Origin of the sequence: Mycobacteroides chelonae, assembly GCF_016767715.1 — a bacterium.
GTDB classification, from domain to species: domain Bacteria; phylum Actinomycetota; class Actinomycetes; order Mycobacteriales; family Mycobacteriaceae; genus Mycobacterium; species Mycobacterium gwanakae.
In genome coordinates, this window is record NZ_CP050145.1 from 3085911 (window position 1) to 3103804 (window position 17894).

Here is a 17894-nt window from a genome sequence, read left to right on the forward strand (position 1 = left end):
TCCCGGCACACCTAGGGACCTACTTTATAAGATCTTTACACTTGCCGCTGTCTCAGCGGGTGAGCAGCGCAAAGCTTTCGATGTGGTGAGTCAGTGGGAACGCATCGAACAGCCGCAACTCACGCACCTGATATCCACGCTCCAGGTACAAACCCACATCGCGGGCGAATGCCGCTGCCTCACAACCGATATGGATAACCCTGGGTACGCCCGCCTCGGCAATTCGCCCGATGACGTCACGACCGGCGCCCGCCCGGGGCGGGTCCAGCACCGCGACATCGGCCTTACCCAGGTCACGCAGGGCGTGGCGTACCGATCCGCAGATCATGCTGACCTGTCGCAGATCTCCCAAAGCGTTCTTGGCACTGCGGAATGCCGGCCGGGAGGTGTCGACGCTGAACACACGCCCCTTGGATCCCACTGTTTCTCCCAGTGACGCGGCGAAAACCCCGACGCCACCGTACAAATCCCAAGCGGTCATGCCCGGTTCCAGCTCGGCCCATTCCGAGACCAGCTGGCTGTAGGTGTTCGCCGCGTCGCGGTGCGCCTGCCAGAAAGCCGTCACCGGCACCAACCAGTGCCGGTCCCCCACTTTCTGAACCGCGACGTCTTCACCCTCGACCACCGAACGCCCACGCAGAACATGCCGGCGCCCCTGATCGTCCATCACCGCGTGCAGCGGCCCCTCCGCGCCGAGAGCCGGTTCATCGAGCCCATCGAGCAACCCCGGCACAACCTGGGCACAGCGCAGGTCGGTCACCAGCTCGTCACTGTGATACCGGTGAAAACCGGGCTGGCCCAGGGCATTCACATCCAAACGCACCCGAGTCCGCCAGCCGGTGGAATCTCCATCTCCCAGCTGTTCGGCCACGCCTTGCCACTCGTACTTGCCCAGGCGCGCCAGCTGCTGGCTCACCACATCGCCCTTGAGTTCACGCAGATACACCGGGTCGACGAAAGATAGGTCACAGCAACCAGATTCGCCACTACCGTGCGCGATGGGACATATCGGGTCGATGCGGTGCGGTGACGGGTCGAGGACCTCAATGGCGGCGCCATGCCAGAAGCTGGCTTGCCGATCATCGGTGATCTGGACACGTACCCGCTCGCCCGGTAACGCGTATCTGACGAAGATGACGCGCCCGTCGTGCCGGGCCACCACGCTGCCCCCGTTAGCAGGCCCGCCAGTCTGGACTTCGAGAATTTCGCCGATTGCCATCTAGGAGTCGAACCCTCGCCGCGAGTCGCCGGGTGCGGACTGCCTGTCGAGTTCGCGGCGACGTTCGGACGAGTCAAGCTGCCACGGAACGGATGTCACCATGACATTGGGGACGAACAGCAAGCGGCCCTTGAGTCGCAGCGCACTTTGGTTATGCAGCACCTGCTCCCACCAGTGCCCCACCACATACTCGGGGATGAAGATGCAGACAACTGTGCGCGGCGCTTCCTTGCTGATGCGCTTGACGTAGTCCAGGATCGGCCGGGTGATTTCGCGGTACGGGGACGCGATCACTTTCAGCGGGGTGCTGATATCGCTTGTCTCCCAATCCCTGACAAGCTCCCGGGTGTCTCGATCATCGACGCTGACGGTGACCGCTTCCAGTGCGTCGGGACGAGTGGCCCGCGCATAGGCCAAAGCGCGCAGCGTCGGCTGATGCACCTTGGAGACGAGGACGACGGCATGGGTGCGGCTGGGCAGCACCACCTCACCCTCGTGATTGTCCAGCTCGCGCGCCACCGTGTTGTAGTGCTTGTGGATCATCTTCATGAGCACGAACAGCAGACCCATCGCCAGGATGGCGATCCATGCTCCGGCAAGGAATTTGGTGACCAGGACAACCAGCAGCACCGCCCCGGTCATGATGAAACCGATGGTGTTGATGATGCGCGAGCGGATCATCTTGCCGCGCACCGCCGGGTCGGTCTCGGTCTTGAGCAACCGGGTCCAGTGCCGCACCATGCCAATTTGGCTGAGCGTGAAGGACACGAAGACACCGACGATGTAGAGCTGGATGAGGGCGGTCACCTCGGCCTTGAACGCCACCACGAACAGGATGGCGACGGCCGACAAGAAGATGATGCCGTTGGAGAACGCCAACCGGTCACCGCGCGTGTGCAGCTGGCGCGGCAGGTAACGGTCCTGCGCCAGAATCGATCCGAGCACCGGGAAACCGTTGAATGCGGTGTTGGCGGCCAGCACCAAGATGAGCGCCGTCACCACGGTGATGAACAAGAAGCCGATCCGGAAGTCACCGAACACCGCCTCGGCCAGCTGGGCGACCAGGGTCTTCTGGTGGTAGTTGGCTGGCGCACCCACCAATTGCGTGGCAGGGTCCTCGGCGATCTTGGCTCCGGTGCGCTCGGCCAACAGGATGATGCCCATAAACAGGGTGATGGCGATGCCGCCGAGGAGCAACAGCGTCGTGGCCGCGTTGCGTGACTTGGGTTTCCGGAAGGCGGGCACGCCATTGCTGATCGCTTCCACACCCGTCAGTGCCGCGCAACCCGACGAGAAAGCCCGCGCGACAAGGAAGACCAGCGCGAAGCCCAGGATGCCGCTGCCTTCGCCATGCATCTCAAAGGATGCCGACTCCGCCTTCAGCGGGGTGCCGAGTACGTAGATCTGGAACAGCCCCCAGCCCAACATGAGGTACATGCTGACCATGAAGGCGTATGTGGGAATCGCGAACGCGGCGCCTGATTCGCGGACTCCGCGCAGATTCATCGACATCAGGATCACGATGGCGACCACTGCGAAAGTGACCTTGTGCTGCGCGACAAGCGGAATGGCCGAACCGATGTTCGACATCGCCGAGGACATGGAAACGGCAACGGTCAACACGTAATCCACCAGTAGGGCGCTGCCGACTGTCAGGCCCGCGGTAGGCCCCAGATTGGTGGTGACCACCTCATAGTCACCACCACCGGACGGGTAGGCGTGCACGTTCTGCCGGTAACTCGCCACCACCACCATCATGACGGCGGCGACCGCGAGCCCGATCCACGGCGTCATCGCATAGGCGGACATCCCCGCGACCGACAACACCAGGAAGATTTCCTCGGGCGCGTACGCCACCGAGGACAGCGCGTCGGAGGCGAAAACCGGTAGCGCGATGCGCTTCGGCAGCAGGGTATGGCCAAGGCTGTCGCTACGAAACGGTCGGCCGATTAGCAGGCGCCGAGCCGCCGTCGACAGCTTGGAAAGCGTAGACACGAACGCCAACATTAGGCCACGCGAGCAATCGCGGTACGGTCTCACTTGACATCGCTGTGTCGGGTGCCGTGACGCGGCGTTCAGTATTGCGACTGGTACTAAGACGAACGCCTACCCAGAAAGGTCTTCCGGTGCGAGTAGTGGTGATGGGCTGCGGGCGCGTGGGCGCCGCGTTGGCCGGAGGCCTGGCCAGAATCGGCCACGAGGTGGCGATCATCGACAAGGAAGCCTCCGCCTTCAACCGCCTCAGCCCCGAATTCACCGGCGAACGCATCGTCGGCATGGGTTTTGATCGCGACGTTCTATTACGGGCAGGGATCGAGCGGGCACAGGCCTTCGCCGCGGTCTCCTCCGGTGACAACTCGAACATCATCTCGGCCCGGGCGGCCCGTGAGACCTTCGGTGTCGAGCGTGTGGTGGCCCGTATCTACGACGCCAAGCGTGCCGCCGTCTACGAGCGGCTAGGCATCCCCACCGTCGCCACCGTGCCGTGGACGACCGATCGTCTGCTGCACGCCCTCACCAGGGAAAGCGACACCACCAAGTGGCGTGATCCGTCCGGTTCGGTCGTGGTCACCGAACTGGCTCTGCACGAAGAATGGATCGGTAAGCGCATCACGGCGCTGGAGACTGCCACCGGTGCGCGCGCGGCCTTCATCATCCGGTTCGGCACGGGCCTGCTTCCCGACGCCAAGACGGTCATCCAGGACAGCGACGAGGTGTACGTCTCTGCGGTGTCGGGACGGGCCGCCGAGGCGATGGCGATCGCGGCGCAGCCACCCGGCGAGGATGCCGACGACGACCACGGGGGTGCCCGATGAAGGTCGCTATCGGAGGCGCAGGGGCCGTCGGGCGCTCGATCGCGCGTGAGCTCATCGAGAGCCGGCACGAGGTCACCCTGCTGGAACGTAACCCCGAGCACATCGACCCCGAGGCGGTACCCGAGGCCCATTGGCGGCTCGGTGACGCCTGCGAGATCAGCCTGCTGGAAGCCGAAGAGCTGCACACCTTTGATGTGGTGATCGCCGCGACCGGTGACGACAAGGCCAATCTGGTGCTGAGCCTGCTCGCCAAGACCGAGTTCGCGGTACCGCGCGTGGTGGCCCGCGTGAACGATCCACGTAACGAGTGGCTCTTCGACGATGCCTGGGGCGTCGATGTTGCGGTGTCCACCCCGCGCATGCTGGCCTCCCTGGTCGAGGAGGCCGTCGCCGTGGGTGACGTTGTGCGCCTCATGGAGTTCCGGCGCGGGCAGGCCAATCTGGTGGAGATCACCCTCCCCGATGACACCCCGTGGGCCGGTAAGCCGGTGCGAAAACTGGAACTCCCCCGCGACGCGGTGCTGGTGGCGATTCTGCGCGGGTCACGGGTCATTCCGGTACAGCCCGACGAGCCCCTCGAAGGCGGCGATGAGCTGATCCTGGTCGCTACCGCGGATATCGAGGACGAGCTCCACCGCGTCGTACTCGGTTAGGGGCTGCTCGGGGATTCCTCGAGCGCGTTGTCGGTGTGGCGGCGCACATAACGGATCACCAACAGCGTGATCAATGCGCCGACGGCCGTCAGTGGCCAGCCCATCGCGATCTTGGTGCCGCCCAGCCAGGCCGTGTTACCCGCGAGGTACAGCCACTGCTGCACCACAAATCGAGTGGCGAACAACACGATCCACGACACCGTGGCGATATCGAAGGCCATCACGATGCGCCGGTTCGCGCGCCACGACATGTCACCGCCGGTCGCCCAGCTGTACGCATAGCCGACGATCGGTCGGCGAATGATGACCGACACCAGGAAGACCGTGCCCCAGAAGAAGTTGGCCCAGATCCCAATGAGGAAGTAGCCCTTTGCTTCTCCGAGCAGGTAGGCGATCAGCGCGCTGATACCAACGCTGATGAACCCGGAGAACGCCGGTTGCAGTGACTCGCGCCGGATCAGGCGCCAGATCAGGATCAGGGTCGCCGCGACCAGGGCCGAGACGATCGCGGGCATCAGCGAGGAAACGCTGACCGCGACAACGAAAACGATGACCGGAATCGACGAGTAGACGATTCCCTGCCAACCCCCGGCCTGATGCCACATTTCGTGCAGCGGTGAGCTTCCCGGCTCCTCGGGCTTGGTCCCGGGCACGCTGATCCTCAGATGCGGGCCCTCGTGCGCGTCGGAATCAGCCGAGCCTTCCTCAGGCTCGTGTGATGGGGTCTCCGGCACTTAGCGCTGAATCTCGTAGTACGGGTTGTGAATCACCTTGCCGCCGTTCTCGAGCTTGCCGAGCCGGCCGCGCACCAGCAGGGTGCGGCCCGACTCGATCCCCGGAATGCGGCGCTGGCCCAGCCAGACCAGCGTCACGGTGTCGGTGCCGTCGAACAGCTCGGCCTTTACGCCGGCCACGCAGCCCTTGGAGTTGGTTTCCACCGTGCGCAACGTCCCACACATGGTGACCTCTTGGCCACGCTGACAATCGATGACGCGCTGAGCACCGGTGGCGGCGGCGTCGTCACCGATTTTCTCGGCGTCTACTTGCTCCAGGTCCTCTGTCAGCCGACGAGTTAGTCGACGCAGATAACCGCCTGTGGTAGCCACTTGTCGTCCTGGCCTCTCAACATGCCCGATCGTGTGATCGCTCGTGGAGCTGCTTTGGCGCAAGCAGCTCATCGGTGCAACCGCCACGGTAGACCTTTGCACGCCCCGATGCCAGGCGGCCCCCGGGGTGTCCCGCACACCGGGCAAGATCAGGTGCGTGACGCCCATCAACGGTATTGCCGCACGCGGCCTATCCCCCGAACTTCAGGGCCACACGGCGGTTCTCATGCCCGGCACCGGCTCCGACGACGACTTCATCACCCGGGCGTTCGGCCCCGCGCTCAGCGACGCGGGTGCCGCCCTGATCGCGGTACGTCCGGAGCCGAATGACCTGGTCAACGGCTACCTGCGGGTACTTGATCGGGCAGCCCGCAAAGGCCCGATCGTTGTCGGCGGGATGTCCATCGGCACCGCCGTGGCCCTGACGTGGGCGCTGCAAAACCCCGGGGCCACGGTGGCGGTGCTGGCGGCGATGCCCGCGTGGACGGGCAAGCCGGAAAACTCGCCTGCTTCGGTGTCCGCCCGGGTCACCGCGGAATCGCTGCGCGCCGACGGGTTGACGGCGGTGACAGCCGCAATGCAGGCCAGCAGCCCCGCCTGGCTGGGCGCTGAGCTCGCCCGCTCATGGGCCGCCCAGTGGCCCGGCCTGCCCAACGCCATGGATGCGGTGTCGGCCTTTGTGAACCCGACTGCCGACGACATCCGCGGATTGGCCGTGCCGCTGGCGGTGGCGGCGGCCACCGATGATCCGATACATCCCCTCGCTGTCGGCCAGGACTGGGCGTCCTGGGCACCGCGCGGCGCACTGCGCACATTCACCCTCGATCAGCTGGGCGCGGACCCGTCCTGCCTGGGGCAGGCCTGCGTCGGTGCGCTGAGCGATATTTGAGTCAGAGTCCTCGTGCCGCCGGGTCGGCCGTGGCCTCGATCTTGAGCACCAGGCCGTCACGCACCGTCAAGGTGACGACCGCGAAGAGCCTGCGCTGCATGAAGGCCAGCAGAACTGGTTGCCCGAACGGCCCACCCACCAGGGTGGCGCCATGACCCAGGTACATGAGCAGATTCGTGGCGACATCGGTGCGTCCGTGGTTGACCTGCGGCGCCGGTGCGGAGTCTCCGATGATGGTGCCGACCCCCCAGACGCTGGAATCCAGCACCCCCATCAGCCCGGACAGATCGCCGTTGGCACAGGCGGTCACGAACTTTTCGATCAGTTCCCGGTGCTCGGCACCGGTGACATCACCGGTGCGCGATGGGGACTGCTGGAACCTGATCCGGGCGCGCCGGGCAAGCTGACGGCACGTGCCCACCGGGCGGCCCACCGTAGACGCGATCTCCTCGAACGGGACTCCGAATACGTCATGCAAGACGAACGCGACCCGCTCGCCGGGACTGAGCGCTCGTAATACCTCCCAGAGGGCGCCTCGTACCTCGTCGTCCAGAGTGACTCTGTCGACCGGATCTGCGGTTGCCGAAAAATACAGCGGTGCAACGGATTCCACTTTCGATGTGATGCCGGTCTGTTCGCGGCGCATACGTGCCGAACGCAGCTGGCCCAGGCACAACCGACCGGTCACCACCGATAACCACGCGCGCGGCTCGTCGATCTGCGTCTCATCCGCGCGGGCCAGCCGTACGAACGCCTCTTGGACGCAGTCCTCGGCATCGCCGATGTCTCCGAGCATCTGATAGGCGAGATTCACCAGGTAGGGGTAATGCTCACGCCAGGCCGCGGCCACCAGCGCGTCGTGCGTGGACGAGGAACTCATGTCACTACGACGATTCCACGGCCCGGAACGTTACCGATCCCGCCAGTAACTTTCCGCGCTCGCGTCCCGTCGTACTCATGTGGCCGCTTTGGCCGAAACATGCAGAGCCATCCGAACCTCCCGAATTGGAGTATCCGACATGACAATTCTCGTCACCGGCGCAACAGGCAATGTGGGGCGCCCCCTGGTGGATCTACTGGCAAGGGCTGGCGCCGAGGTGCGCGCGGTCACCCGCCACCCCGAGCACGCGGATTTCTCGCCGCAGGTGAAATCCATCGAGTCGGCGCGCGCCGGTATCAGCGGCGCCACCGCCGTCTTCCTGAATTCCCGGGCACTTGGGGAAGATCTCGCCGATTTTGTGGATCAGGCTGTACGCGAGGGAGTTACCCGCCTGGTTGCCCTCTCGGCGATCAACTGCGACGACGACTTCTCCCGGCAACCGTCACGGTTCCGTGGCGACCGAAACAAGGAGGTGGAGCAGTACGCCATCGATTCCGGAGTGGAGTGGGTGAGCTTGCGCCCAACCATCTTTGCATCGAATTTTCTTGGGATGTGGGCGGGCCAGCTCGCAGCGGGCAACGTGGTCCGAGGACCGCATGCGTCCGCCTCAAGTGCCCCGATCGCGGACCGCGACATCTCCGAGATCGCGGCCCACGCGCTGCTCACGGACGATCTCGTCGGGCAGCGCATTTCGCTGACCGGTCCGCAGGCATTCACCAACACCGACCTCGTCGCGGTACTCGGGGATGTTCTGCATCGGCCGTTGGAGTACCTACAGGTTTCCGACGATCTCGTGCGTCAGCACTTCACGGGTCTGGGGTTTGCGACCGAGTTCGCCGACGCGTATTTGGCGATGCAGGCCGCCACGGTCAGGGTGCCGGCGGTGGTCACGCAGGAGGTGAACCGGATACTCGGGCGTCCCGCGGAGACCTTCGCCGCCTGGGCCGACAGATTCCGGGCCGAGTTCACGCACACCGAGTCCGCACCGCGGAACCGGTGACAACCATGACCAGCATCCCGCCGCGGTGGCTCAAACCGATGAACAAGGTGGTGCGGGCATTTCACCGCATCGGCATCCCGACCGGCCCGGCGATGGTACTGACGGTGCCCGGCCGCACGACGGGCCGTCCCCGTCCCACACCCATCACACCGTTCGAGATGGACGGTCACCTCTACGCGGTCGGGGGCTATCCGGGCTCGGATTGGCCGCGTAATGCCGCCGCGGCCGGCTCAGGAACCCTCACCCGGCGACACCGTGTCCAGCACGTCAGGATCATCAGCGTGCCGCCCGAGATAGCGCGGCGGGCGCTGCGGGTATTCGCCGTGAAGGTTCCCGTGGGCGTGCGGTTCGCGAGAAACGCCGGACTGGTGCGCCACGGAACTCCGGATGAGTTCGAGGCGCTGGCCGGAACGCTGTCGGTGTTCCGGTTCGATCCCGACTAGCCGCCGGTGATCGTGGACCGCAGCTGCTGCATGGCCGATCCCGAGACGCTGCGGCGGGCCGCCGGCGTTGGATCGTCCTGCGGTGCGGGCTCCTGAGCGCCGGACTCGGCTTCGGCCTGGGCCATCGCCTGTGCCTGCGCCGCCTGCAGCTGCTCCAGCATCGGTTCGGGCAGCGCGACCGGCAGCGGGGTCCGCACGGGGTACGGGCTGTCATCGCGACGGACGACGGTATCGGCGACCGCGTCGCGGGCCTCCTGCGCCAGTGCGTCGAAGGTCTCGGCGGGACCCTGCAGCACGCAGCGGATCATCCACCGGTATCCGTCGACGCCGATGAAGCGCACGGAGCCTCCCTCGGCGACTCCGACGACCTCACGGCCCCACGGACCGTCCGCGATGGAGACCTCGGCGGCCTCCTTGCGGAGCGATTCAGCCAACTCGCCCGCGATCTCGCGCCACAGGCCAGCGGATTTCGGTGCGGCGTACGCGGCCACCGAATAGCGCCCGTTGGGCGTGAGCACGAAAACCGCGCCGGGAGTGCCCGCGGCGGTCAGTTCGACCTGAATCTGGCCGGCCTCGGGCACCGGGATGAGTACCGAACCCAGGTCCAGGCGTCCGACTCCGGCGTCCTCAGGGCTGTCGAAATCCTCGATCTCGTATGGGCCGTCCAACGATTCGTCCGACCCCGAAGAGGCGTCGGCCGAATCGTCCAGGTCGTTGAGACCACCACTGCGGTGTAAAGCCATCACAAACTCGCATGTCCGCCGCTGGACCCGTGCCCACCCGTGCCGCGGGTGGTCACCGCCAGACCGGCCTCGTCAAAAGAATCCACTTCAACAAGCTCCGGTAACTCGACCTGCTGAACCAGCAACTGGGCGATCCGGTCGCCACGGGCAATGACGATCGGGGCCTCGGGGTCCAGGTTGATCAGGCTGAGCTTCACCTCGCCACGGTACCCGGCGTCGATGGTGCCGGGACTGTTAACGATCGAAAGACCCACGCGCGCAGCCAGACCCGAGCGGGGGTGCACCAACCCGACCATCCCCGATGGGATAGCCACGGCGATACCGGTACCCACCAGCGCCCGGCGGCCGGGTTCGATCACCAGGTCTTCGGCGCTATAGAGATCTACTCCCGCATCATCGGCATGCGCGCGGGAGGGCAGAGGCAGTTCGCGGTCCAGGCGAACGATGGCCAATCTCGTAGGTGTGGGCACGATCGCCCAGACTACCCTTGGCCGCGTGACGGACTCCCCCAGCGACGCGCCACCCATCCGCTACTCCGAGCGGCTCTGGGTTCCATGGTGGTGGGCGCTGCCCGGCTTCGGCGCGGCAACGCTGCTCGCGCTGGAGATCAACCAGAGCATGCGGCAGCTGCCCAACTGGGTGCCGTACCCAATCCTGTTCGCAATTGTCGCGGGAGTCCTGTTGTGGTTCAGCAGGATCCGCGTAGAGGTGACGACCGGCCCGGACGGCGCACCAGAGTTGCGCGCGGGCTCGGCCCACTTACCGGTCAGCGTCATCGCCAAGTCAGCGGCTATCCCGGCTAGCGCGAAAAGTGCGGCGCTCGGCCGCCAACTCGATCCCGCGGCCTTCGTCGTGCACCGGGCATGGATCGGCCCGCTGGTTTTGGTGGTGCTCGACGATGCCGACGATCCCACCCCCTACTGGCTGGTGAGCAGCCGCCACCCCGATCGGGTACTGGCGGCCCTGCGGAGCTAGTACGCGGCTGGGCCGCGACTAGCGCCGAACCTCAGGCCGCGCAGTCGGTGCAGATCAGCTGGCCGTTCTTCTCACTGGCCAGCCGGCTGCGATGGTGCACCAGGAAGCAGCTCGAACACGTGAACTCGTCGGCCTGCTTCGGGATGACCCGAACCGAAAGTTCCTCGCCGGACAGGTCGGCACCTGGTAGCTCGAACGATTCGGCGGTTTCCGCCTCATCGACATCGACCACCGCCGACTGTGCTTCGTTACGACGAGCCTTGAGCTCCTCTAACGAGTCCTCTGACACATCGTCGGCGTCGGATCGCCTCGGAGCGTCGTAGTCGGTAGCCATGCGTCCATCCCCTTATCAACATCTCGTCATCAAGCTTCTGCATAGGCGCAGCAAGGCTTTGTACCAGGCTGAAACGGACATCACAAACTATTAGTGCCCGGATCTCGCCGGTTCCTTGTGTGATTTGCATCACACGGCAGTGGACGCCCAGTCTATTTCGTCGTCTGTCGCCGGGAAGTCCGCTGGCCTAGAGTGCCATCCGTGGTCGCAGACATCACCGAGGGCACCTCGGTAGACAAGTACGGGCGCCCGTTCCGTCGCCGGAACTATTTGCCAGCCTTATGTGTGGGGATAGCGCTCCTGGTCGTCACCGTGTTCGTCTGGGCCTCGGCGCTCACCCGGGAGGCGCCGGTCAAAGAGGCGACGGCATGTAACCCGCCCGCTCAGCAGACCGAACCCGGCTCCGGAACCATCGGTAAGCCGGTGTCGCGGTCCTCGCTGTCAGGAACCAGCCCCGCCATGCTCAACGACGTCAAGGCACGTGTCCTGAACGCCAACGGCCAGGCCGGTCAGGCCGGGGACGTATCCGCCACGCTGCGTGACCTGGGATTCCCCTCACCGACCGCCGATAACGACCCGTTCTACCCCAGCGGATCCCGCCTGAACTGCGTCGGGCAGATCCGCTTCGGGGAGTCCGGGTACGCCAACGCGCTGACGCTCTCGCTGGTCGCGCCCTGTGTGGAGTTCATCGAAGACAACCGATCCGACAATTCGGTGGATCTCGCCCTTGGCAGTGAGTTCACCGAACTTGCCTCAGGCAATGCGGTCACCTCGGCGCTCAACAGCCTCAAATCCGGTAACCAGGCCAACTCTGATTTCATCCTCAAGGCCCGGCAGAGCACCTGTTAGCCGGGAATCGGCGTCATCGCGCCGATATCGGTGAGGAGATGACCGAACTCCTCGGCGATTCCGGGCGCCGCGGCCGAGATGAGCGCGCCGTCGGCGCTCACCGCATCCTTGCCCGGCAACACCAGTACGGCACCGGCCTCACGTGCGATGAGGGCGCCTCCCGCCCAGTCCCACGGTCCCAGCCCATGTTCGTACTGGGCATCGACACGGCCCTCGGCCACCGCACACAGATCCAGCGCTGCAGACCCGATCCGCCGCACGTCACGCACTTTGGGCAACACCTGGGCGACCAGCTGTGCCTGACGTTCTCGCCGCACCGCCGAATACGCGAAGCCCGTGGCCACCAGGGCAAGCCGCGTCTCCCGGATCGGATTGCACTCCAACGGCCACTGCAGGCCATTGGCCTCACGCACCGTGGCACCGTGGCCTGACGCCGCCGAGAAGACGCGATCGGCCGCGATATCGGCCACCGCAGCCGCCACCGTCACTCCGTCGACCTGTGCGGCCACCGACACGGCGTAGGCAGGAATGCCGTAAACGAAGTTCACCGTCCCGTCGATCGGGTCGATCACCCAGCGCACGTGCCCCGCGCCGGCCTCCAGCGACGAACCGCCTGTCTCGCCGTCCTCCTCGCCCAGGATGGAGTCATCGGGGCGCAACGCCGATAGCCGGCGGCGCAGCAGCCGTTCACAGTCTGTGTCCACCAGGGTCACCGGATCGGTATCGGAGGTCTTGGTCCGTACGGAGGACGCCCAATCGGCGCTTCCCCGACGATGCCGCACGAATTCGGCGGCCTCCGAGGCCAGCCGTACCGCCACCGAACGCAGCGCTCCCGCTTCGATTCCCACGCGTCTATCGCAGCACAGGCGCGAGCAACACGCGCGGCGTCCCCCGGGGCATTAGGGTGTCACTCGCATTCCGTGCATTCCGGCTGTGTTCGCGGCCCGATCCGCGAACCAGATAGACCCAGAACCAAGGAGCGCCGATGACCGCCACCGAATCCGGACTGGCCGCACCCGCGACGGGAGCCGGCACGTCCGAGCAGCGCGGTTTCGGAATCGACGTCGGCGGCAGCGGCATCAAGGGCGCGATCGTGGACCTGACAACCGGCGAGATGATCGGCGAGCGGGTGAAGTACCCGACTCCCCAGCCCGCCACGCCGAAGGCCGTCGCAGAGACCATCGCCACAGTCGTGCGTGATTTCTCGTGGACCGGACCCGTCGGTGTGACCTACCCGGGTGTGATCGTGCATGGCGAGGCACGCACCGCCGCGAACGTCGACAAATCATGGCTGGGCGTCAACGTCCACGACATCATCAGCGCCGAATTGGGTGGCCAAACCGTTGCCGTGCTCAATGACGCCGATGCCGCCGGGCTCGCCGAGGATCGGTACGGCGCGGGCAAGGATCAGTCGGGCGTCGTCGTGCTCTTGACGTTCGGAACCGGGATCGGATCCGCGGTCTTGCACAATGGAATCCTGTTGCCCAACACCGAGTTCGGACACATCGAGGTCGGCGGCATGGAGGCCGAGCATCGTGCCGCGTCGTCGGTCAAGGAAAAGAACGACTGGAGCTACAAGCAGTGGGCGCCCGAGGTCACCAAGGTCTTGGAGGCGGTGGAGAACGCACTGTGGCCCGACCTGTTCATCGTGGGTGGGGGCATTAGCCGTAAGGCCGACAAATGGGTGCCGCTGCTGACCAATCGCACCCCGGTGGTGGCCGCCGCTCTGCAGAACACGGCGGGAATCGTCGGCGCGGCGATGGCGGCACACGCTGGCGTTTCACCTTAGCTTTTTCACAGGTTCTGCGGTGTTGTCGTTACAATGGCAGACAGCGATGTAACACCTAGCCGCACGCGGGTCCCCCACGTTCGCGGCGAACATCAAGCAGACAGCCGAATTCTCGATTTTGCATGCCCATGCTCGTCGACGAAGCAGCCAGGAAAGGGCGTCAGTGGCAGCCACGAAAGCAGCAGCTCCGGAAACCGAAGCGGCCAAGAAGGCACCGGTGAAGGCTGCCGTCAAGGCACCGGCCAAGAAGGCACCGGCCAAGAAGGCGCCCGCGAAGGCTGCGACCAAGGCCCCCGCCAAGAAGGCCGCGCCCGCGAAGAAGGCAGCACCCGCCAAGAAGGCCGCGGCCAAGGCAGTCGATCCCTCCCTCGAGCCGCAGGGCAGCCCCGAGGACGCCGACATCGAGCCCGGCGAGGATCTGGACCCCGACCTCGCCGACGACGTGGACATCGAGGCGGACCTCGCCGAGGTTGCCGCCGATCCCGAGCCCGAGGCTGAGGCTGAGGCCGAAGGTGACGAGCCCTCCGAGAAGGACAAGGCCTCAGGCGATTTCGTCTGGGACGAGGAAGAATCCGAGGCGCTGCGCCAGGCCCGTAAGGACGCCGAGCTCACCGCTTCTGCGGACTCGGTGCGCGCCTACCTCAAGCAGATCGGCAAGGTGGCCCTGCTCAACGCCGAAGAGGAAGTTGAGCTGGCCAAGCGGATCGAGGCAGGCCTTTACGCCACCCAGATCGTCACCGAGCTGACCGAAAAGGGCGAGAAGCTTCCGGCCGCACAGCGCCGTGACATGTCCTGGATCTGCCGTGACGGCGATCGCGCCAAGAACCATCTGCTGGAGGCCAACCTGCGCCTGGTGGTTTCGCTGGCCAAGCGCTACACCGGTCGCGGCATGGCGTTCCTGGACCTCATCCAGGAAGGCAACCTGGGTCTGATCCGCGCGGTCGAGAAGTTCGACTACACAAAGGGTTACAAGTTCTCGACGTACGCGACCTGGTGGATCCGTCAGGCCATCACCCGCGCGATGGCCGACCAGGCCCGCACCATCCGTATCCCGGTGCACATGGTCGAGGTCATCAACAAGCTCGGCCGCATTCAGCGTGAGCTGCTCCAGGACCTGGGCCGCGAGCCCACACCCGAAGAGCTGGCCAAGGAAATGGACATCACGCCCGAGAAGGTGCTGGAGATCCAGCAGTACGCGCGTGAGCCCATCTCGCTGGACCAGACCATCGGCGACGAGGGCGACTCGCAGCTCGGCGACTTCATCGAGGATTCCGAAGCCGTGGTCGCGGTGGACGCGGTGTCCTTCACCCTGCTGCAGGATCAGCTGCAGTCGGTGCTGGAGACGCTTTCCGAACGTGAGGCCGGCGTGGTGCGTCTGCGGTTCGGTCTGACCGACGGCCAGCCGCGCACGCTCGACGAGATCGGCCAGGTGTACGGGGTGACCCGTGAGCGCATCCGGCAGATCGAGTCCAAGACCATGTCGAAGCTGCGCCACCCGAGCCGTTCACAGGTGCTGCGCGACTACCTGGACTAAGCCTTTTCCGCTCCGCACGGGGACGGGATCTGCGGGTCTCACAGTGGGCTGGCAGGACAGTCACAGGTTTCGATCACGGTAAGAACAACCGGCGAATTCGGAACCTGCCACCTCATCTACCGATTCAGCACCAACCCGCCGCGTGGCAACTACGCGCCGACAACGCCGTTCTCGGCGAGGTTCCTGGCCCCGCTGGGCCTGTTCGGCGGATTTATCGACGCCTCCGGTGGCGGCGGCTGGGGCCCATCACCACAAGCACCTTGCTCACTAGCGGAAAGGCCGCACCTCGCACGGTGATCGGCTCGGTCAGCGCATCGGAATTCATCGTTGCCGTCTCGGCGAGCATCGGCTTCCTGTTCGGCCTCGGCTCTGAATTCTTCAACAACCTGATCGTGATCGCCGGGCTGGCCCTGGGCGGTGTGATCGCCGCGCCCATCGCGGCCTGGCTCGTCTCGCGCGTCAACTCGGTGGTGCTCGGCACCGCGGTCGGCGGCATCCTGGTGCTCACCAACGCCCGCACCCTACTGCGGTACTTCGATACTCCCGACTCGGTACGTACGCCCATCTACCTGGCGATCGTCATCGCCTGGGTGGCACTGGTCGCGTACACATGACGCAAGGCCACACTGACCCCCGCCGAAGCCTCGGGAGATCTCAGCGAGATCGCAGCGAGCGCCGAACCCCAAGGGGCGCTGGCAGACACGCCCGGCGAGGACATCGCTCCCGCACCCAAGTAGCACAGCCGACAACCAGGCCTGCACAGATCGAAGCGCGAATGGAGTAGCCCGCTACGCATGTCGAGCGGCCCCGCTCAGCCACAGCATGGTGCCACCCCGGTGATAGTCATCGGGCTGGAATCGAAGGACACACCATGACCGCAACACTCGAGAAGGAAGTGACCGCGCCGGCCCCCCTGGACGGCGAGGTCGCCGACCGGCGCAGCAAATTTCGCAAGCTGACCGCCGAGACAGCCAAGGACCCCTATGCAGAACGGGCGTTCCTAGCATCGAAGCTGGCTGTGCTGCAATCACATCCGGAGCTTTCGGCGGCCACCCGCCGCGAGGCCGAGGAAACACTGGCCGAGGCTGCCGGGGTGGCGGACATCGCCGAACTGGCCGCGGGGATAACCCCGCCCCCGGGCGGTGTCGGCTACGGCATGTTCTACACGAACAGCTTTCGCACCCGCTTCGCCCGCGGTACCTCGTTCTACTACGAGATCGTCTGCCCACACCAGCCCGGCGGAAACGTGGCCGACTACCTGTATCTGACCGCCACCAACCGGGCACAAAAGGGTGTCGAGGCGTTCGTCTCCTATCACGCGCAGGACATCGCCCGCTTCAAGGTGTTCGACTGGGCACGCTCGGATCACTGGCAGACCGACATTCCGTTCGCGAACCTGACGGCATACCTGCGCAGCACCTCCTCGCACGGCTGGGGTCTACAGACCCTGCTCGTCTGGAATCAATCGTTCGAAATCGCACCGAACCGGTGGCGCAACGAGGTGCTGCTGCACAACCGTGCGGCAAACCGCTGGGATCTGGTGTACCGCTTCGATTATCAATCCACGACCGCCGAACAGACCTCCGGATGGGTGGGCAGCTGGGGACCGATCGTCGAGACGTTCCAGAACAGCTACACCAACACCCGCTGGCTCGGATTCCTCAACACGATGCTGGTGGGCCGCGATGCGGCCGGAACCTGGGGCCAATGGGCGCTGCTGCGCGCGGCCGACTCGACGATTCGCAATGACGGACATGGATTCTCGCCACTATTCCTGGACCCGAATTACTCTTTCGTGGTCAAGAGTTGATCGAGCAGGAGCAGCCGATCATGAGTGATAACGGATCGCCTCCCCCTCCCGGTACCGGCCCCATCGCCGACCGTCGGCAGGAGTTCGAAGAACTCAGTCGCCGGCACCGGGAGAGGGCGGATGAGCGCGCGTTCATCGAGCACAAGATCGAGATCGTCACGAGCGATCCCGATCTCAGCGCCGAGGAAAAGGCTGCCGCGATCGCGGAGCTGCGGCGCGCGCTGGAATGACGGTCGCGACACCCCACGGCGCGGACCCACCGGCGGCGACAACCTGTCGGTGGGTCCGGCCATACTGGGCAGCGTGAGCACTGTCGGCCATTGCTTCTTCGACACCGCCATTGGCGCCTGCGCCATCGCGTGGAGCGACAACGGCATCGTCGCGTTACAGCTGCCCGAGCACGACGATGCGGCCACCCTGGCCAGGATCCGGCGTCCACCGGGAAGTGAACTGGCGCCGCCGCCCTTCGTGGCCGAAGCGATCGACGGCCTGAAGCGTGTCCTTGCCGGTGAGGACGACGATCTGCAATGGGTTCAACTGGACCTTGACGGCATCACCGATTTCGATCGCGAGGTCTACGCGGTGACAAGGGCCATCGGCCCCGGCTCGACCCGCAGCTACGGTGAGGTGGCAGCAGCCGTCGGTGCACCGGGCGCAGCGCAAGCCGTCGGACAGTCATTGGGCCGCAATCCGATTCCGCTACTTGTCCCCTGCCATCGCGTGCTGGCCGCCGATCACAGCCTGCATGGCTTCTCCGCGTACGGCGGCGTGGTGACCAAACGGGAACTACTCAAGCTCGAACACACCCCAGGGTTCGACGACCCCACACTGTTCTGACGCGCGCGCAGCGCCAC

21 protein-coding genes and 1 pseudogene are annotated in these 17894 nt (G+C 65.4%); 13 read left to right on the plus strand and 9 right to left on the minus strand.

Features of this window, described 5'->3' with window-relative positions:
• Positions 1 to 52: 52 nt before the first annotated feature.
• Complete coding sequence (locus HBA99_RS15080) at positions 53 to 1219, minus strand: class I SAM-dependent RNA methyltransferase (protein WP_070952706.1); 1167 nt, start codon at positions 1217 to 1219, stop codon at positions 53 to 55.
• Complete coding sequence (locus HBA99_RS15085; protein ID WP_198541555.1) at positions 1220 to 3214, minus strand: APC family permease; 1995 nt, start codon at positions 3212 to 3214, stop codon at positions 1220 to 1222.
• A gap of 131 nt (positions 3215 to 3345) precedes the next feature.
• Here HBA99_RS15085 and HBA99_RS15090 point away from each other — a divergent pair, with 131 nt between their 5' ends.
• The gene (locus HBA99_RS15090) at positions 3346 to 4035 is read left to right on the plus strand and encodes a potassium channel family protein (RefSeq protein ID WP_030093771.1); all 690 of its coding nucleotides are present in this window, start codon (positions 3346 to 3348) and stop codon (positions 4033 to 4035) included.
• Positions 4032 to 4688 (plus strand): potassium channel family protein, encoded by a 657-nt coding sequence (locus HBA99_RS15095; protein WP_030093772.1) that lies wholly within the window; start codon positions 4032 to 4034, stop codon positions 4686 to 4688. The genes HBA99_RS15090 and HBA99_RS15095 overlap by 4 nt, the downstream gene beginning before the upstream one ends.
• Here the strand turns inward: HBA99_RS15095 and HBA99_RS15100 are convergent.
• Entirely contained in the window at positions 4685 to 5422 is a 738-nt protein-coding gene (locus HBA99_RS15100; protein ID WP_057966727.1) for a DUF3159 domain-containing protein, read from the minus strand. The genes HBA99_RS15095 and HBA99_RS15100 overlap by 4 nt on opposite strands.
• The gene (locus HBA99_RS15105; protein WP_030093774.1) at positions 5423 to 5794 is read right to left on the minus strand and encodes an OB-fold nucleic acid binding domain-containing protein; all 372 of its coding nucleotides are present in this window, start codon (positions 5792 to 5794) and stop codon (positions 5423 to 5425) included.
• Between the two features lie 226 nt (positions 5795 to 6020).
• Here HBA99_RS15105 and HBA99_RS15110 point away from each other — a divergent pair, with 226 nt between their 5' ends.
• Positions 6021 to 6683 (plus strand): hypothetical protein, encoded by a 663-nt coding sequence (locus tag HBA99_RS15110; RefSeq protein ID WP_070949649.1) that lies wholly within the window; start codon positions 6021 to 6023, stop codon positions 6681 to 6683.
• A 1-nt stretch (position 6684) separates the two neighbouring features.
• Here the strand turns inward: HBA99_RS15110 and sigI are convergent, their stop codons facing one another.
• On the minus strand, positions 6685 to 7563 hold the full coding sequence (gene sigI, locus HBA99_RS15115; protein WP_070952704.1) for an RNA polymerase sigma factor SigI: 879 nt from the start codon (positions 7561 to 7563) through the stop codon (positions 6685 to 6687).
• A 139-nt stretch (positions 7564 to 7702) separates the two neighbouring features.
• Here sigI and HBA99_RS15120 point away from each other — a divergent pair, with 139 nt between their 5' ends.
• Together HBA99_RS15120 and HBA99_RS15125 are read left to right on the plus strand one after the other, a co-directional pair.
• A complete protein-coding gene (locus HBA99_RS15120) occupies positions 7703 to 8563 on the plus strand; it encodes an NAD(P)H-binding protein (protein WP_057966729.1) in 861 nt (286 codons plus the stop codon).
• A gap of 38 nt (positions 8564 to 8601) precedes the next feature.
• The gene (locus HBA99_RS15125; protein WP_081342904.1) at positions 8602 to 9006 is read left to right on the plus strand and encodes a PNPOx family protein; all 405 of its coding nucleotides are present in this window, start codon (positions 8602 to 8604) and stop codon (positions 9004 to 9006) included.
• On the opposite strand, the gene HBA99_RS15130 is transcribed toward HBA99_RS15125, so the two are convergent.
• Both HBA99_RS15130 and dut read right to left on the minus strand, forming a co-directional pair.
• Complete coding sequence (locus HBA99_RS15130) at positions 9003 to 9749, minus strand: DUF3710 domain-containing protein (RefSeq protein ID WP_030093779.1); 747 nt, start codon at positions 9747 to 9749, stop codon at positions 9003 to 9005. The two genes, HBA99_RS15125 and HBA99_RS15130, sit on opposite strands and share 4 nt — an antisense overlap.
• Positions 9749 to 10219 (minus strand): dUTP diphosphatase, encoded by a 471-nt coding sequence (dut, locus tag HBA99_RS15135; RefSeq protein ID WP_164514086.1) that lies wholly within the window; start codon positions 10217 to 10219, stop codon positions 9749 to 9751. Before dut ends, HBA99_RS15130 begins: the two co-directional genes overlap by 1 nt.
• Between dut and HBA99_RS15140 the strand changes: the two genes are divergently transcribed.
• Complete coding sequence (locus tag HBA99_RS15140; protein WP_030093781.1) at positions 10212 to 10724, plus strand: DUF3093 domain-containing protein; 513 nt, start codon at positions 10212 to 10214, stop codon at positions 10722 to 10724. The genes dut and HBA99_RS15140 overlap by 8 nt on opposite strands.
• A 31-nt stretch (positions 10725 to 10755) precedes the next feature.
• Here HBA99_RS15140 and HBA99_RS15145 read toward each other — a convergent pair whose 3' ends face one another.
• Positions 10756 to 11058, minus strand: a complete 303-nt coding sequence (locus HBA99_RS15145; RefSeq protein ID WP_005057245.1) for a DUF4193 domain-containing protein — start codon at positions 11056 to 11058, stop codon at positions 10756 to 10758.
• A 201-nt stretch (positions 11059 to 11259) separates the two neighbouring features.
• On the opposite strand from HBA99_RS15145, the gene cei reads away from it, so the two are divergent.
• Positions 11260 to 11907 (plus strand): envelope integrity protein Cei, encoded by a 648-nt coding sequence (gene cei / locus HBA99_RS15150; RefSeq protein ID WP_030093782.1) that lies wholly within the window; start codon positions 11260 to 11262, stop codon positions 11905 to 11907.
• Here cei and HBA99_RS15155 read toward each other — a convergent pair.
• The gene (locus tag HBA99_RS15155) at positions 11904 to 12734 is read right to left on the minus strand and encodes an inositol monophosphatase family protein (RefSeq protein ID WP_070952735.1); all 831 of its coding nucleotides are present in this window, start codon (positions 12732 to 12734) and stop codon (positions 11904 to 11906) included. The two genes, cei and HBA99_RS15155, sit on opposite strands and share 4 nt — an antisense overlap.
• 158 nt (positions 12735 to 12892) lie before the next feature.
• Here HBA99_RS15155 and ppgK point away from each other — a divergent pair, with 158 nt between their 5' ends.
• The 6 genes and pseudogenes from ppgK to HBA99_RS15185 all read left to right on the plus strand — a co-directional run bounded on the left by ppgK (position 12893) and on the right by HBA99_RS15185 (position 17877).
• A complete protein-coding gene (ppgK, locus tag HBA99_RS15160; protein ID WP_046254048.1) occupies positions 12893 to 13696 on the plus strand; it encodes a polyphosphate--glucose phosphotransferase in 804 nt (267 codons plus the stop codon).
• Positions 13697 to 13787: 91 nt separating this feature from the next.
• A complete protein-coding gene (locus HBA99_RS15165; RefSeq protein ID WP_418039948.1) occupies positions 13788 to 15230 on the plus strand; it encodes an RNA polymerase sigma factor in 1443 nt (480 codons plus the stop codon).
• 108 nt (positions 15231 to 15338) lie between these two features.
• A pseudogene (locus HBA99_RS15170) lies at positions 15339 to 15967 on the plus strand (TSUP family transporter); the annotation flags it as partial.
• A gap of 134 nt (positions 15968 to 16101) precedes the next feature.
• Entirely contained in the window at positions 16102 to 17040 is a 939-nt protein-coding gene (locus HBA99_RS15175) for a hypothetical protein (RefSeq protein WP_070952702.1), read from the plus strand.
• A gap of 20 nt (positions 17041 to 17060) precedes the next feature.
• Positions 17061 to 17270: a hypothetical protein gene (locus tag HBA99_RS15180; RefSeq protein ID WP_030093788.1), complete on the plus strand. Its 210-nt coding sequence runs from the start codon at positions 17061 to 17063 to the stop codon at positions 17268 to 17270.
• Between the two features lie 49 nt (positions 17271 to 17319).
• Positions 17320 to 17877, plus strand: a complete 558-nt coding sequence (locus tag HBA99_RS15185) for a methylated-DNA--[protein]-cysteine S-methyltransferase (protein ID WP_070923702.1) — start codon at positions 17320 to 17322, stop codon at positions 17875 to 17877.
• Positions 17878 to 17894 lie beyond the last annotated feature (17 nt).

Excerpts from the sequence above, each read along its gene's own strand:
- HBA99_RS15080 (WP_070952706.1), bottom strand. The coding sequence starts at position 1,219 with ATGGCAATCGGCGAAATTCTCGAAGTCCAGACTGGCGGGCCTGCTAAC.
- HBA99_RS15095 (WP_030093772.1), top strand. The coding sequence starts at position 4,032 with ATGAAGGTCGCTATCGGAGGCGCAGGGGCCGTCGGGCGCTCGATCGCG.
- HBA99_RS15110 (WP_070949649.1), top strand. The coding sequence starts at position 6,021 with ATGCCCGGCACCGGCTCCGACGACGACTTCATCACCCGGGCGTTCGGC.
- sigI (WP_070952704.1), bottom strand. The coding sequence starts at position 7,563 with ATGAGTTCCTCGTCCACGCACGACGCGCTGGTGGCCGCGGCCTGGCGT.
- HBA99_RS15120 (WP_057966729.1), top strand. The coding sequence starts at position 7,703 with ATGACAATTCTCGTCACCGGCGCAACAGGCAATGTGGGGCGCCCCCTG.
- HBA99_RS15125 (WP_081342904.1), top strand. The coding sequence starts at position 8,602 with ATGAACAAGGTGGTGCGGGCATTTCACCGCATCGGCATCCCGACCGGC.
- HBA99_RS15130 (WP_030093779.1), bottom strand. The coding sequence starts at position 9,749 with ATGGCTTTACACCGCAGTGGTGGTCTCAACGACCTGGACGATTCGGCC.
- HBA99_RS15145 (WP_005057245.1), bottom strand. The coding sequence starts at position 11,058 with ATGGCTACCGACTACGACGCTCCGAGGCGATCCGACGCCGACGATGTG.
- ppgK (WP_046254048.1), top strand. The coding sequence starts at position 12,893 with ATGACCGCCACCGAATCCGGACTGGCCGCACCCGCGACGGGAGCCGGC.
- HBA99_RS15175 (WP_070952702.1), top strand. The coding sequence starts at position 16,102 with ATGACCGCAACACTCGAGAAGGAAGTGACCGCGCCGGCCCCCCTGGAC.
- HBA99_RS15180 (WP_030093788.1), top strand. The coding sequence starts at position 17,061 with ATGAGTGATAACGGATCGCCTCCCCCTCCCGGTACCGGCCCCATCGCC.